Below are 13,552 nucleotides of genomic sequence, written 5' to 3' on the forward strand. Positions count from 1 at the left end.
TCGGCGCCGTCAGGAGCAGGGAGTGAGCAGCGCCTCCTCCAACTCGCCGTCGATGCCCGGCACCGCATCGCGGGGAACGGCGAGGGCCAGCAGCGACCGGCTGAAGTAATTGCGCACCGCGGCGGCCAGGGTGATGTCGACGATCTGACGGTCGGTGAAGCCGACGTCGCGCAGCGCCTGCGAGTCGGCGTCGGTCATCGCGGCGGCATCCGTCGACAGCTTCTCGGCGTACGCCATGACGGCGACGTCCGCCGCATCCAGGTCCGCGTCGCGGTAGTCACGACCGAGGCGCGTGAGCTGGTGCTCGTCCATCACGCCGGCGCGCAGGGTCTTGCGGCCGTGCGCGAGCAGGCAGTGCGACGAGCGGATGCCGCGTGCGGCGCCCAGGGTCGCCAGCTCGAACACGCGCACCCCGATCGAGGGCACGACCGCGCGCACCAGCGCCTCGAACGCGGCGTGGGCCTCCGGATTGAGAGCCATGGCCCGGGTGTGGCCGAAGACGAAGCCGTCCGCGGCGAGGTCGCTGGCGTACATGTCGGCGGCATGCCCCTCGACCTCGTCGGGAGCGGGCGGGATGACGATCATGAGTCCTCCACAGGGCGGCGTGGCCGACGTCGAGCGGAGTCCGGCGTCGACGTACGCGACGAACGTCGGTCGGGTACGGCCGGCACCCCCAGTGTGGACCCTCCGGCCGCGACCGTCGAGCGCTGGCCGCCGGCCGGCTCGTGCGGGCTCAGGCGGCGAGCACCCGATCGAGACGGCCGCGCGAGATCTGCGCGATCTGGCGCAGCGCCTCCTGCCGCTCCGAGGCCGAGTCTGCGTCGATCCGACGCTCGAACTCCGCGAAGATCGACTCCTTCGTGTGCCCGCGCACCGCGATCACGAACGGGAACCCGTGCCGCGCCTGGTAGTCGGCGTTGAGGGCGGAGATGCGGGCGACCTCCTCCGCGCTCAGCGCGTCGAGCCCGGCGCTCGCCTGCTCCCCCACCGACTCCGCGGTCATCTCCCCCGCCTGCGCCTCCTTGCCCGCCAGCGCGGGGTGGCCGTTGAGGAAGTCGAGGACGGCCTGCTCGCCGGCGCCGTCGACGACGGCGAACATCGCCGCGTGGAGTGCGGAGGCGTCCGCGAACGGACGCGCGTCCCAGGCCGCCTCGGCGACCCAGGGCGAGTTCTCGAAGATCGGCCCGAGGACGGCGACGAACTCCGCCTGATCCATCGCGTTGATCTGCTCCAGCGTCACGAGGTCGGCGGATGCTCCAGCTTGCGGTGTCGACACGAAATCTCCTTTGATCGCCCGGCTGCGCCTGTGCTTTCGGCGCTGTACAGGGATCCTACTCTGGGATACCATTTTGGGATACCATCATTTCGTTCCGCGGAAGGCTCGGAGGTCCGAACTTCACTGGGTGGCAACAATTCCACCCAGTGAAATTCAAATCTCCACTTGCGGAATCTGTCAACGCAGACCTACTGTGAGTTCACCCCACCTGGTGGGGCCCACGACGAAGAAGGATCAGCTCTGAATCATGGATGCTTCAGAAGCTCGAGTGCCGACGGCTGACTCGGCACTCGCAGACGCAGGAACCGCTGTGACGCGTGCCTCGCGCGTCGACGGGAGCCTGTCATGAGCATGCAGAGCGAGACGATCGCGCCGTTGGAGCGCTTCGCCGGCCGCATCCCCGTCCCCGTCCTCCAGGAGCGCGTCGCAGGCGTCCGTGCGACCCTCGCGGAACAGGGCATCGACGCCGTGGTCGCCTTCGGCGCCCCGCGGATGCTCGGCTCGCGCACCAAGACCAGCGGCTACGTGCAGTATCTGGCCGGGTTCGCGGCGAAGCCCACCCCCTCCACCGTCGTGCTCACCGCCGCCGGCGACGCTGCGGTGCTGACCTTCGGCCCGCACGAGACCCGCGAGTGCACCGAACGCTCCGGCTGGCTGGGAGACGTCATCCAGACCGGCGAGCAGCGCCTGCACCCGGCCGCCGCCGCCCGGTTCCTCTCCGACGCGGGCATCCACGCCGGGTCCCGGATCGGTCTCATCGGCGTCGAAGAGCTCAGCCACGCCGCCCACCTCGCCCTCGAGCAGGAGTTCTCGGCCTACGAGACCGTCGCCGCCGACTCGGTGCTGGACCGTCTGCGGCTGACCCGCGCACCCGAGGAGGTGGAGATGATCCGCATCTCCGCCCGGATCTCGGATGCGATGGTCGCCGCCGCGTTCGCCGAGTCGACGCGCCCCGGGGCATCCGGCCCGTCCGTCATGGCGGAGATCGAGCACACCGGGCGCCTGCTCGGCGCGGACTCGGCCACGTGCTGGCTGTCGATCGGTGAGGCCCCGCCGACCACCTACTTCGAATTCATGGAACTTCCTGCACAGGTCACCGACCGTGACCGCGTGCAGCTGGGCACGACCACCGCCTACGAAGGCTACTTCGGTCAGTGCCTGAGGATGGGGGTCCGCGGTACTCCGGGCGCAGAGCTCGCGACGTACGGCGAGATCCTCATGGAAATCCAGGATGCGGCCCTCGCGGCCATGCGTCCTGGGGAGCCGCTGCATCGCGTCATCGACGTCATCGAAGACCAGTACGCGAAGCACGCTCCCTTCACTCGGGAGACGGACCCGTTCCGCTTCCAGAGCTGCCACGGGCTCGGCCTCAGTTATGTCGAGCCCGGGATGGCGAGGGACCTCAACCCCCTGCGGGACAAATCCCTCGACCCGTCCGGCGTACTCATCGAACCGGGAATGGTCATCGAAGTGCACCCCAACTTCACCGTTCCCGGGCTCGGCTGCGTCGTCGCAGGCGACATGGCCCTCGTCGACGACGATGGAGCCGAATGGATCACCGAGTCCCCCAGAGGCATCTGGGAACTCTGATCCCGAACCACAACTACACACTGAACACCGGAGCACTCCACAAGAGCCATCGCATGGCAGGCCCTCACCCTCAAGGGTCTTCCGTGATGGTGATGCCCGAAATCCGAGCAGGGCGCAGCCCCGCGCCCTGAGAAACCACCCTTTTCTCAATCACAGGAGTTCTCCATGTTCTCTCAGAACCGTCGCCGCAGGTTCGTCCTCGGCGCCGCACTTCTCGCCGTCCCCCTCGTCGTCGCCCTGAGCGGCTGCACCGCAGGCGGATCAACCGGCGGCGGCGCCGCGACCAGCGGCTCCACGTCGGTCGTCGTGGGCTTCAAGCACGAGTTCAACACCATGGATCCGCTGCACGCCGACTACGCGCAGACCAACATGGTCGACAACATCGTCTACGAGCCGCTCGTGCAGTTCGACGCCACCGACGGCAACAAGATGGTCGGGATGCTCGCGACCGCCTTCACGGTCGCGCCCGACGCGAAGTCGATCGACTTCACCCTGCGCAGCAACGTGACGTTCCACGACGGCACCCCGTTCACGGCCAAGGACGTCAAGTTCAGCCTCGACCGCTACATCCGTCTCGGCCAGGGCATCGCCTCGCAGCTGCAGGGCTACAAGTCCACCACCATCGTCGACCCGACGCACGTCGTGGTGAACCTCACGGCGCCGAACGCGTTCTTCATCAACGGCCTGGCCAACGTGTACATCATGGAAGCGGCCGCCGTCTCCACGCACGCGGGCACCGACGACAGCCAGGGCTGGCTGCAGTCGCACGAGGCCGGCACCGGACCGTACCAGGGCACCGGCACCTCGTCGCCCGACGGCACGACGGTCAAGCGCTACGACAAGTACTGGGGCTTCGATCCGAAGCGGCCCACCCAGCTGGTCTTCCGCCGCATCGACGAGAGCGCCACCCAGCGCGACGAGCTGAAGGCCGGCAACATCGACGTCGCCTTCGGTCTCACCGCGAGCGACGCCGAGAGCCTGAAGGGGACGTCGGGCATCGACGTCAACTTCGTGAAGACCTCGGGCCAGACGCAGCTGTTCTTCAACACGTCGACCGGCGCCACCGCCGACCCGAAGATCCGCGAGGGCCTCAAGCTGGCCTTCGACTACGCCGGCGGCTACTCGAAGATCCTCGACAGCGAGGGCACGATCTCCAACGGCATCCTCTCGCCTGCGTTCACCTGCCTCGCCGCCCCGACGCCCTCCGCGCAGAACAAGGCCAAGGCCGAGCAGCTGCTCGCCGGCCTCGGCTCGACGACGCTGAACCTGCGCTACCAGTCGGTCGACGACACGCAGACCCAGCTGGCGACGCTGTTCCAGTCCAACCTGAAGGACCTGGGCGTGAACATCAACCTCGTGCCGATCGCCTTCCCGGACTACCTGAAGACGCTCTCCAACCCGTCGACGATCCCGTCGCTGATGCTGCTGAACGACTACATCCTGACGCCGGACCCCGGAGCGGGCCTGGACAAGTTGTACAACTCGGCCAACATCGGCAGCACCAACAAGGGCGCGTACAAGAACCCGAAGGTCGATGCTCTGCTGAGCAAGGCACGGGTCACCACCGACGCCACCCAGCGCTGCGACCTGTACAAGCAGATCGAGACGCAGGTCGAGTCCGACTCGGTGGCAGCCAACATGTACCAAGTGGCGTTCCCGGTGGGCTACCGCAGTGACCTGAAGGGCATCACGTTCTCCTGGTCCGCGACGCCGATCTCGTTCCAGACCCTGCGTCTGGGGTGAGCCCCATGTCGAACAATCCCGCACGGCAGACGACCGTCTTCCTCTTGCGGAAGGCCCTCTCGTCGGTCATCACCCTGATCGGGCTGAGCGTGTTCGTCTTCCTGATGGTCAAGCTCATCCCGGGCGACGAGGCCCGCGTGGCGGCCGGCGAGAACGCCACCCCCGCGCAGGTCGAAGCCGTCCGCAAGAGCCTGGGACTGGATCAGCCCTTCTTCGTGCAGCTGTTCGGCTTCTTCGGACGCCTGCTGCACGGAGACCTGGGCACCTCGATCACGACCCACCAGTCGGTCACGCAGGGGATCGCGCAGGTGCTGCCGCAGACCATCGAGCTGGTGGTCCTGGCCGTGCTCATCGTGGTCACCGTGGTGACGCCGCTCGCCACGCTGTCGGCACTCCGCCGCGACGGGGCGACCGACTTCGCGGTCAAGCTCCTCGTGATCCTCAGCGCCGCGATGCCCACCTTCTGGCTGGCTCTGCTCCTGCAGTATCTGCTGGGCACCCTGCTGGGGCTGGTGCCGATCTCGGGTCGCCTGTCCCGCCAGTTCAGCATCCCCACCCACACCGGATCGGTGGTGGTGGACTCGCTCCTGGCGGGCAACCCGCTGGCTGCCTGGGACGGCCTGCAGCACCTGATCCTGCCGGCCGTCGTCCTGGCACTCCCGTTCGGAGCCCAGCTCTACCGCATCCTGCGCGCCGAGCTCATCCAGGTCCTGTCCCGCGAGCACCTCACGGTGGCGCGTGCCAAGGGCGTGCCCCAGCGCCAGCTGGTCTGGCGGCACGTGCTGCCGAACTCCATCGGCCCCGCGATCACCCTCGTGGGCATCCAGTTCGGGGCCATGGTCGGCGCCGCGGTGCTGGTGGAGGGCGTGTTCGGTCTGGTGGGAGTCGGCTCCTACCTCACCAACGCGGTCGCCCAGAAGGACACCTTCGCCGCCCTCGGCGGGGTGCTGGTGATCGGCGTCCTGGTGGTCGTATCCAACTACATCGTCGATGTCCTGCAACTGATCCGCGACCCGCGTCTGCGGGCAGGGCAGCTGGGCTAGGAGACTGAAATGGCCAACACACTCACAATGATCGCGCCCCTGCGGCGCAGAACCGCCCGGGCGATCACCGGCGTCTCCGGAGCCCAGATCGTCATCCCCATCCTGGTCGCGCTCCTGGTGATCCTCGCGATCGTCGGACCTCTGATCGCGCCCTTCGACGCGGTCTACCGGTCCAACATCCTGGACGCGCTGCAGGCTCCGAGCGCGGCGCACTGGCTCGGCACCGACGAGCAGGGTCGCGACGTCTTCTGGCGGATCATCGCCGGGGCGCAGTCCTCGCTGCTCTCCTCGGTGGCGATCGTCACGGGCTTCTCGGTGCTCGGCGTCCTGGTGGCCACCCTGGCCACCGTGGGCGGCAAGTGGGCCGACGAAGTCATCATGCGGATCGTGGATGCCGCCCTGGCGTTCCCGCCGATCATCTTCGCCCTCGGTGTCGCCGCGGCGCTCGGCCCCAGCCTCAGCTCGGCCGTCATCGCCATGATCCTCACCGGGTGGCCCGTCACGGCCCGCGTGCTGCGCGGCGTCATGAAGGAGACGATGAGTCAGCCGTTCGTCGAGAACGCCCGCGTGCTGGGCGTCTCGAGGACCCGCCTGATGCTCCACCATGTGCTGCCGAACTCCCTCGACGTGCTCGTGGTCAAGTGGGCCGGCGACGTCGGCAACACGATCCTGATCCTCGGCGGTCTGTCCTTCGTCGGCGTCGGCGCGCAGCCGCCGAGCGCCGAGTGGGGCGCGATGGTGACCGGCGCGAAGAACGTGATCGCCACAGCTCCGTGGGCGGCCCTCGCCCCCGGCTTCGCGATCGCCGTGACCGCCGTCGCCTTCGGTCTTCTGGGCGACATCCTCCAGGTCCGCTTCAACCCCGCACTCCGCAGAAGGTGAGTCCGGAACAATGAACACATTGACGACTGCCCCCACCGGGCAGACCGACATCCGCCCGGAAGCCACCGCGCTGCTGTCGGTACGCAACCTCACGATCGACGCGGGCCCCAAGGACGATCCCATCCGGCTCGTGCAGGACTTCAGCCTCGACATGTTCCCGGGCGACCGGGTGGCCCTGGTCGGCGAGTCCGGATCCGGCAAGTCCGTGACGGCCCGCTCGATCATGCGGCTCGACCCGGACTTCCGGCTCTCCGGAAGCGTCCAGTTCCAGGGACAGGATCTGCTGAAGCTGAGCGACCGGCAGATGGTCCGCGTCCGCGGGCACAAGATCGGCATGGTCTTCCAGGATCCGATGGGCGCGCTCAACCCGCTCATGACGATCGGCGAACAGGTGATGGAGCCGCTCCGGATCGCGGGCGTGTCCCGTGCCGAGGCGGAGCGCCGCGCGAAGGACGTCCTCGAAGAACTCGGGGTGGTGAACGTGGAGGCCCGCATGAAGGCCTACCCGCACGAGTTCTCCGGCGGCATGCGGCAGAGGGTCGTCCTCGCGATGGCGCTCATCTCGAACCCGTCGCTGATCATCGCCGACGAGCCCACCACGGCCCTGGACGTGCGCGTCCAGGAGCAGGTGCTCACGCTGATGGACAAGGTGTCCAAGGAGCGCGGCCTCGCCGTGCTGCTGATCACCCACGACCTCGGCACGGTGGCCGGCTTCACGGACCGCGTCGCGGTCATGTACTCCGGCCGCAAGGTGGACGAGGCGTCCGTGGACACCCTGTTCGATCACCCGGCCCACCCCTACACACAGGGTCTGCTGCAGGCGGTGCCGCGCATCGATCAGACGGTCCCGCGGCTGCTCACTATCGCCGGCGCGCCGCCGCACCCGGCCGCGCGGCCCGCGGGCTGCGCGTTCAACCCGCGCTGCCCGCGTGCCTTCGACCTGTGCCGCCAGGAGGTGCCGGAGCTCCGGCCCGCCCCCGGCGGCGGGGTCGTGGCCTGCCATCTGTACCCCGAAGCCGGAGAGGAGCAGGGAGCATGAGCCTGCTGGAACTGCACGACGTGTGCAAGACCTTCCACGCCCTGGGCCGGGAGCCCGTCAAGGCCCTCCGCGACATCAACTTGACGGTCGAGGAAGGCACCATCACCGGCCTCGTGGGCGAGTCCGGGTCCGGCAAGACCACCATCATCAAGAGCATCATGGGCCTGGAGAAGCCCACGAGCGGCACGATCACCTACGACGGGATCAACATCCCCGAGGCCAGGGGTGAGGCGCTCCGACGCGTCCGCCGCGAGGTGCAGTTCGTGTTCCAGGACCCGACCTCGAGCCTCAACCCGCGCATGACCGTGGAGAAGCTCGTGGGCGAGGGGCTCCTGGTGCACAAGCTGGAGCCCAACCGGGCGCGGCGCCGTGCGCGCGTCGCCGAACTGCTCACCATGGTGGGACTCAGCGACCGGGACCTCGATCGCCACCCGCGGTCGTTCTCGGGCGGTCAGCGTCAGCGCATCGCGATCGCACGTGCGCTCGCGATCGGGCCGAAGCTGCTGATCTGCGACGAGCCGGTGTCGGCACTGGACGTGTCGGTGCAGGCTCAGGTGCTCAACCTGCTGCAGGACATGCAGGAGGAGCTGGGCTTCACGGTGCTGTTCATCGCGCACGACCTCGCCGTGGTGCGCCAGATCTGCTCGCGTGTCGCGGTCATCCAGCTCGGCCAGATCGTGGAGGAGGGACCGTCGGAGACCGTGCTCGCGGCGCCGTCGCATCCCTACACCCAGGCTCTGCTGAGGGCCGTCCCCAACCCCAACCCGACCATCGCGCGGCAACGGGCGAAGGAACGGCTCGCAGAGGAAGAGAAGGTGGCGTGATGGTCGACTCGACGACATCGGCCCACCGCATCCGCGTGGGGGTCGACGGCAAGAAGATCCCGGAATCGGCCAAGCGAGGACCGCTCGCCACCATCGACCACGCGCAGGAACTGGGCATGGACGGGCTGTTCTTCCGCAGCGTGCTGGACATGAGCCCGACGCTGGATGCCGGTGCGCTGCGCGCCCTGCGTCAGCGGGCGGACGAGCTGGACCTGTACCTGGAGACCGGACTCGGCAAGGTGAACCCGTACGCGAATCCGGAGGCGCCGGAGCTCCGGGCCATCGGCGACGGCGACATCCTGCGCGGCTTCCGGCGGATGATGGAGGCCTGCGCCGCCATCGAATGCCGTGAGCTGTGGGTCGCGACGGCCAACTTCAAGGGGTCCTTCTTCGGCCGGCTCGCCTACGACCGGTTCCGCACCGACGTGGACTGGGCGGATCAGCTGGCGGCGACGGAGAAGTTCCTGAAGCGTCTGGCGCCGATCGCCCGGGATCTCGGGATCCACATGAACATGGAGACGCACGAGGAGGTCACCAGCTTCGAGCTGGTGCGCCTCGTGGAGGCGGTGGGGCCGGACACGACCGGCATCGTGTTCGACACGTCCAACGTCCTCCAGCGCATGGAGCATCCGCTGTTCTCGGCGCGGCGCGTGGCGCCCTACGTCCGCCAGACGCACCTCAAGGACGCGTACGTCGCGCACGAGGAGGGCGGTCTCGCCCACCAGCTGCGCCCGTACGGGGACGGCGTGGTGGACTTCGCGGGCGTGCTGCCGATCATCGTGGCCGCCAACCCGACCATCAACGTGACGATCGAGCCGCCGCAGTCCTACCTGGACAAGGCGCCGGCGCAGCGTCCGCGCGTGATCGAGGCGTTCGATCCCGAGTTCCTGGCCGGGCACCCCGACCTGGGGGTCGAGGAGCTCGCCGCGTACCTGGACATGATCCACACCTACGAGGAGCGGATCGCGTCAGGCGAGGTGCCGGACTGGCGCCGGTACCTGACGCAGCCGTACGAGTACGACGAAGCGGTCGAGACCATCCGGGCGGGCGCCCGCATGGCCCGGTCCATCATCGCCGACGCGGGCTACCCGGTGCACACCCCGGTCGCGGAGACCGCGGGCGCGGCTCGCTGACCGAGCGGAACGCGCGACCGCACGCACCGGTCCGGTGCGCATCCGAGTGGTGCGCACCGGACCGGTGGCTGCCGAGCACGGATGACGAAAACACGATTCGACGAATGAATGATGACGAAGGACGAGACATGATCAACCCCAACCGCGAATACCGGGTCGAGGGAAGCCACTGGGTCAGCCCGGTCAACTTCGATGACGAGGTCACCCGCGACTTCGACTTCCCCCGCCCGCTGGGCCTGATCGACAGCACGCTGCGCAAGATCAACTACACCGCGGGCAACCGCACCACCATGGACGGCTACCTCCGGGTCGCGCGGGCGCTCGAAGACATCGGCATCCGGGATGAGAGCCTCAACCTGGACTGGTGGGGCGATGACGAGCCGAACGCGCGGGAGCTCGCCCTCGTGCGCGAGATCCTGGCCGGCGGTTTCGCGTTCACCTGCAACGTGTACGCCGACACCCTGCTGGGCAACGGAGACGGGACCCCGCGGATCGACCCGCGCTCGACCGTGGACCTCCTCCTCTCCCTGGGGGCGAAGGTGATCGGCCCCGGGATCGTCGAGGCGTCGTCGCCCGAGGCGGAGGCCCGGCAGCTGCGGCAGCTCGCGGAGGTGACGGAATACGCCGCCTCGTGCGGGCTGGAATGGACCGTCACCCTCGCCCAGGCGGGACGGCGCGGCTTCGACGCCATGCTGCGGGTGGCCGACGAGGCCGTCGCACTGGGCGCGAAGCGGATCGACCTCATGGATTCGACCAGCAGCCTCAGCCCCGAGGCGATGCGCGTGTTCATCCGACGCTTCCGCGCCGGGCTGACCACCGCGGTGCCGATCACGATGCACGTGCACGACGACTTCGGACTCGGGACGGCGGCCGCCATCGCCGCGGCCGCGGCCGGCGCCGCACCCGACGTCTCGGTGAACGGCGTCTCCTACCGGTGCGGCTTCCCGCCGCTCGAGGAGGTGGCCACGAGCCTCGAGGTGCTGTACGGCGTCGACACCGGCATCAAGCTCGAGGGCCTGCAGGCCCTGTCGGATCTGGTGTACGAGGAGACCGGCATCCCGAACCCGCCTCTGAAGCCCGTCACCGGCGGCTACGCGTTCCTGAAGAGCACCGCGGCCGATGCCCTGAGCGCCCTGCGCGACGGGGTGCGGACGTTCCCGCCGATCTCCGGCTGCGTGCACGCCGACGTGGTCGGCGCCGACATCCGCTGGGTGTGGGACCGGCTCAGCACCCGGGCCATGGTGCGCCAGTTGGCCGCCAACCTCGGCCTGGTGCTCGACGACGACGAGGTGGAGGCCGGATACCGGGCCCTCAACGACGCGATCGACGAACTCGTCGAGTACCCCCGCTGGCTCTCCCCCGAGCAGGCGGAAGCCGTGCTGCGGGCGTCGGTCCGGGTCGTCGAGCCGAGCACGGCATGACCTCGCAGGCCGTCGATGCGTTCCGCGTGGCCATGGGCGGCCTGCGGGACGTGTCGGGGCTCGTGCAGCTCGTGTCGGACGGGCGGCTGAACCCCGACGACATCGTGGCGGTCACCGGCAAGACGGGCGGCTGGGGCGACACGTACGACTCGAGCCGGGTGGATGCCGACCAGGCCGTCCGCCGCTTCCTGCTCGACCACGGCAGCCGCCTCGCTGCGGCCGTCGAGGAGATCCCGATGGCGTTCAGCGCGGGTGTCGGCACGATCATGACGCCGCACCTGGTCGTGTACACGCGCACCCGTGCGGAACCCGCCACGGACGGCCGCCCCCGGCTCGCCATCGGCAGCGCGGCATCCGCGACGATCCTTCCGGAGTGGATCGGCGCCGCCGAGCATGTCCGGGCCAATGCGGATGCCGTCCGGGCCGCCGCCGTCGACGCGGGGATGGCGCCGGACGACATCGAGTTCGTGATCGGAAAGTCGTACTACCCCGCGCTGGAGGACATCGCCGCGGCCCGCGCAGCGGGCGCGCCGATCCCCGAGCTCGCCCCGCAGGAGGTGTTCCACTTCTCCAGCGGCAGCATCGCCCAGGCGGTCAGGGCTGCCGTGGACGGCGCGCCGCTTCCGGATGCCGCCGCCATCGGCACCGATCCGGGGCTGTGGAGCGACAAGGTCGCGGTGTCCTCGAACATCTGGGAGCACGTGGGCGGCTCGGGTCCGCAGACGCACCTGCTGGCACTCGGCAACCGCCGGGGCGCGGGCGGCCGGCTGCGCGTCGGACGCGCTGTCATCGAGGACCTCCTCGACATCGCGGCCGTCACCCGGGCCGTGCGCGACGCGGGAGTCGAGGTCGGGGACGGCCCGCTGCCGCCCGAGGTGCGGTCGCGGATCATCGCCACCTACGTCAAGTATCAGGAGCCCGTCGGCGGCCGCATCCGCGGCAGGCGGCTGGTCACCGACGATCCGGTGTACGTCAAGAACCTCAAGACGGTCGTCGCCAGCGCGTTCTCCGCCATGCTGCAGGACAACATGATCTGGATCTCCGCGGGCGGTGTCCAGCAGGGTCCGCCCGGCGGTGGCACCCTCGCGATCGTCCTGGATGTGGGCTGACGAAGCGGTGCAGCGAACGGTGCGGTGGCGGCTCAGACCGGGGTCGCCACCGCGCTCTCCTGGAAGCTCGCTGCTGCGTCGGCTCCCTCGAGCCGTCCATCGAGGCTGTAGGCCGTGCCGGTCGAGTCCTCGGCCGACAGGACCGCCTGCGCAGCACGGTCTGCCGGAAATGCCAGCGCTCCGAACGACCCGATGACTTCGACGATCGTCGCGTCGACGAGGACCCGGACCGAGCCCGTGCACGGCACGGACCAGTGGCCGGCGTCCGCGGTCGCGCTGAGCGTGGTGCCGGTGCGCTCGAGCCGGAACACGTTGCGGAACCCTTCGTCGAGGGAGAGGACCCCACCCGCTTCCCACTCGACCTCGAATGCGGTGTCCATCTCCGCGGGTGCGTGCGCGAGTCCCGCGAGCGCGATGCCCGGCCCACGGCGGTCGGCGACGCCGGCAGGGAGGCGCACCCGGAGGTGGTCGCCGTCCAATTCCAGCCGGTGCGGGATGCTGTGCGCGCCGGCCCACCCCTGTTCGGCATCCGAGACGCCGCGCAGCCAGTACACGATGCCGGGAGTGCCGTCGCGGTCCCGGAAGACGGCACCGGCGTAGTACGACGGTCCATGGGTGAGGCGCTGCCAGGGCGACTCCGGGATGAACCGGCCGTCGACGACATCACCGACGGCGTACGCCGTGTAATGGGGGCGAACCGGCTCCCAGACGGAGACCAGCAGAATCCACCGCCCGTCGATCTCGAGCAGCTGCGGGCACTCCCAGGTCGAGCCCGTCCAGAGGTCCTCCCGCTCGCTCCGGTGCCGTGAGGCGAAGACGCCGTCGTAGCGCCACGAGTCGAGGTCGTCCGCGACGTATCCGTATGCCAGCGCGGTTCCGTCGGTGCGTCCGGCGCCGATCAGCATCCGCCAATCGCTGCCGTCGTGGAAGACGAACGGGTCCCGGAACGCCACGGCGCGCTCGTCGTCGGGGATCGCAGCAACGACCGGGCCCTTCTCCCAGTGCAGCCAGCTCTCCTCGCTGCCGATGGCAGGGCGGGCGATGCGCGGCCGACCGATCTCGAACGCGTGCGTGTCCACCGACGTGTAGAACATCGTGGGGTCGCCGTGCTCGTCCGTGATGATGCTGCCCGACCAGCATCCGCCGTCGCCGTCCCCGGGTTCGAGCGCGATGGGCCCGGTCGTCCAGGTCAGCAGGTCGTCGGAGGTCGCGTGGCCCCAGCGGCAGTCGGGCGCCCAGTCGATCGAGTCCGGAACATGCTGATAGAAGAGGTGGTACCGGTCACCGTGGAAGCTCAGACCGAGCGGATCGTTGATCCAGCCGGAGGGCGACGTGAAGTGGAGTTTCGGGCGCACGGGATTCCTTCCTGAGCGGAACGGGCTGCGTCAGCGGGCGGCTGCGGCGACGGAGTCACCGACGACGATCGGACAGGGCAAGAGCACCGGATGCGCACCGGGAAGACCGGCGTCCGTGCCGCCCGCGAGCAGCTCGG

General features: G+C 69.3%; 12 protein-coding genes. 9 read left to right on the plus strand and 3 right to left on the minus strand.

Annotated features, from left to right (window positions below; genetic code table 11):
• Nucleotides 1–9: 9 nt before the first annotated feature.
• Both VJR25_RS08540 and uraD read right to left on the minus strand, forming a co-directional pair.
• Complete coding sequence (locus tag VJR25_RS08540; protein ID WP_324114549.1) at nt 10–585, minus strand: carboxymuconolactone decarboxylase family protein; 576 nt, start codon at nt 583–585, stop codon at nt 10–12.
• Nucleotides 586–733: 148 nt separating this feature from the next.
• Nucleotides 734–1,276, minus strand: coding sequence for a 2-oxo-4-hydroxy-4-carboxy-5-ureidoimidazoline decarboxylase (gene uraD, locus VJR25_RS08545; protein WP_324114550.1), 543 nt, complete (start codon nt 1,274–1,276; stop codon nt 734–736).
• Nucleotides 1,277–1,621: 345 nt separating this feature from the next.
• On the opposite strand from uraD, the gene VJR25_RS08550 reads away from it, so the two are divergent.
• The 9 genes from VJR25_RS08550 to VJR25_RS08590 all read left to right on the plus strand — a co-directional run bounded on the left by VJR25_RS08550 (nt 1,622) and on the right by VJR25_RS08590 (nt 12,060).
• Nucleotides 1,622–2,866 carry a M24 family metallopeptidase gene (locus VJR25_RS08550; RefSeq protein WP_324114551.1) on the plus strand — a complete coding sequence of 415 codons (1,245 nt, stop codon included), beginning with the start codon at nt 1,622–1,624 and terminating at the stop codon, nt 2,864–2,866.
• Nucleotides 2,867–3,031: 165 nt separating this feature from the next.
• Nucleotides 3,032–4,609, plus strand: a complete 1,578-nt coding sequence (locus tag VJR25_RS08555; protein ID WP_324114552.1) for an ABC transporter substrate-binding protein — start codon at nt 3,032–3,034, stop codon at nt 4,607–4,609.
• Between the two features lie 5 nt (nt 4,610–4,614).
• Nucleotides 4,615–5,652 (plus strand): ABC transporter permease, encoded by a 1,038-nt coding sequence (locus tag VJR25_RS08560; RefSeq protein ID WP_324114553.1) that lies wholly within the window; start codon nt 4,615–4,617, stop codon nt 5,650–5,652.
• A 9-nt stretch (nt 5,653–5,661) separates the two neighbouring features.
• Complete coding sequence (locus tag VJR25_RS08565) at nt 5,662–6,534, plus strand: ABC transporter permease (RefSeq protein ID WP_324114554.1); 873 nt, start codon at nt 5,662–5,664, stop codon at nt 6,532–6,534.
• Between the two features lie 19 nt (nt 6,535–6,553).
• Entirely contained in the window at nt 6,554–7,573 is a 1,020-nt protein-coding gene (locus tag VJR25_RS08570; RefSeq protein ID WP_324114555.1) for an ABC transporter ATP-binding protein, read from the plus strand.
• Nucleotides 7,570–8,397: an ATP-binding cassette domain-containing protein gene (locus tag VJR25_RS08575; protein WP_324114556.1), complete on the plus strand. Its 828-nt coding sequence runs from the start codon at nt 7,570–7,572 to the stop codon at nt 8,395–8,397. The genes VJR25_RS08570 and VJR25_RS08575 overlap by 4 nt, the downstream gene beginning before the upstream one ends.
• Nucleotides 8,397–9,530: a sugar phosphate isomerase/epimerase family protein gene (locus VJR25_RS08580; RefSeq protein WP_324114557.1), complete on the plus strand. Its 1,134-nt coding sequence runs from the start codon at nt 8,397–8,399 to the stop codon at nt 9,528–9,530. The genes VJR25_RS08575 and VJR25_RS08580 overlap by 1 nt, the downstream gene beginning before the upstream one ends.
• Before the next feature lie 128 nt (nt 9,531–9,658).
• Nucleotides 9,659–10,951 carry a hypothetical protein gene (locus VJR25_RS08585; RefSeq protein WP_324114558.1) on the plus strand — a complete coding sequence of 431 codons (1,293 nt, stop codon included), beginning with the start codon at nt 9,659–9,661 and terminating at the stop codon, nt 10,949–10,951.
• Complete coding sequence (locus tag VJR25_RS08590; RefSeq protein WP_324114559.1) at nt 10,948–12,060, plus strand: ring-opening amidohydrolase; 1,113 nt, start codon at nt 10,948–10,950, stop codon at nt 12,058–12,060. Before VJR25_RS08585 ends, VJR25_RS08590 begins: the two co-directional genes overlap by 4 nt.
• A gap of 32 nt (nt 12,061–12,092) precedes the next feature.
• On the opposite strand, the gene VJR25_RS08595 is transcribed toward VJR25_RS08590, so the two are convergent.
• Nucleotides 12,093–13,415, minus strand: coding sequence for a glycoside hydrolase family 32 protein (locus VJR25_RS08595; RefSeq protein ID WP_324114560.1), 1,323 nt, complete (start codon nt 13,413–13,415; stop codon nt 12,093–12,095).
• Between the last annotated feature and the right edge of the window lie 137 nt (nt 13,416–13,552).

It is taken from the genome of Microbacterium sp. (assembly GCF_035277845.1).
In the GTDB taxonomy this organism is placed as follows: Bacteria; Actinomycetota; Actinomycetes; order Actinomycetales; family Microbacteriaceae; genus Microbacterium.

What these genes read in the sequence shown, in the direction of transcription:
- VJR25_RS08540 (WP_324114549.1), bottom strand. Translation starts at nt 585, where the DNA reads ATGATCGTCATCCCGCCCGCTCCCGACGAGGTCGAGGGGCATGCCGCC.
- VJR25_RS08580 (WP_324114557.1), top strand. Translation starts at nt 8,397, where the DNA reads ATGGTCGACTCGACGACATCGGCCCACCGCATCCGCGTGGGGGTCGAC.
- VJR25_RS08575 (WP_324114556.1), top strand. Translation starts at nt 7,570, where the DNA reads ATGAGCCTGCTGGAACTGCACGACGTGTGCAAGACCTTCCACGCCCTG.
- VJR25_RS08550 (WP_324114551.1), top strand. Translation starts at nt 1,622, where the DNA reads ATGAGCATGCAGAGCGAGACGATCGCGCCGTTGGAGCGCTTCGCCGGC.
- VJR25_RS08555 (WP_324114552.1), top strand. Translation starts at nt 3,032, where the DNA reads ATGTTCTCTCAGAACCGTCGCCGCAGGTTCGTCCTCGGCGCCGCACTT.
- VJR25_RS08590 (WP_324114559.1), top strand. Translation starts at nt 10,948, where the DNA reads ATGACCTCGCAGGCCGTCGATGCGTTCCGCGTGGCCATGGGCGGCCTG.
- VJR25_RS08585 (WP_324114558.1), top strand. Translation starts at nt 9,659, where the DNA reads ATGATCAACCCCAACCGCGAATACCGGGTCGAGGGAAGCCACTGGGTC.
- VJR25_RS08565 (WP_324114554.1), top strand. Translation starts at nt 5,662, where the DNA reads ATGGCCAACACACTCACAATGATCGCGCCCCTGCGGCGCAGAACCGCC.
- VJR25_RS08560 (WP_324114553.1), top strand. Translation starts at nt 4,615, where the DNA reads ATGTCGAACAATCCCGCACGGCAGACGACCGTCTTCCTCTTGCGGAAG.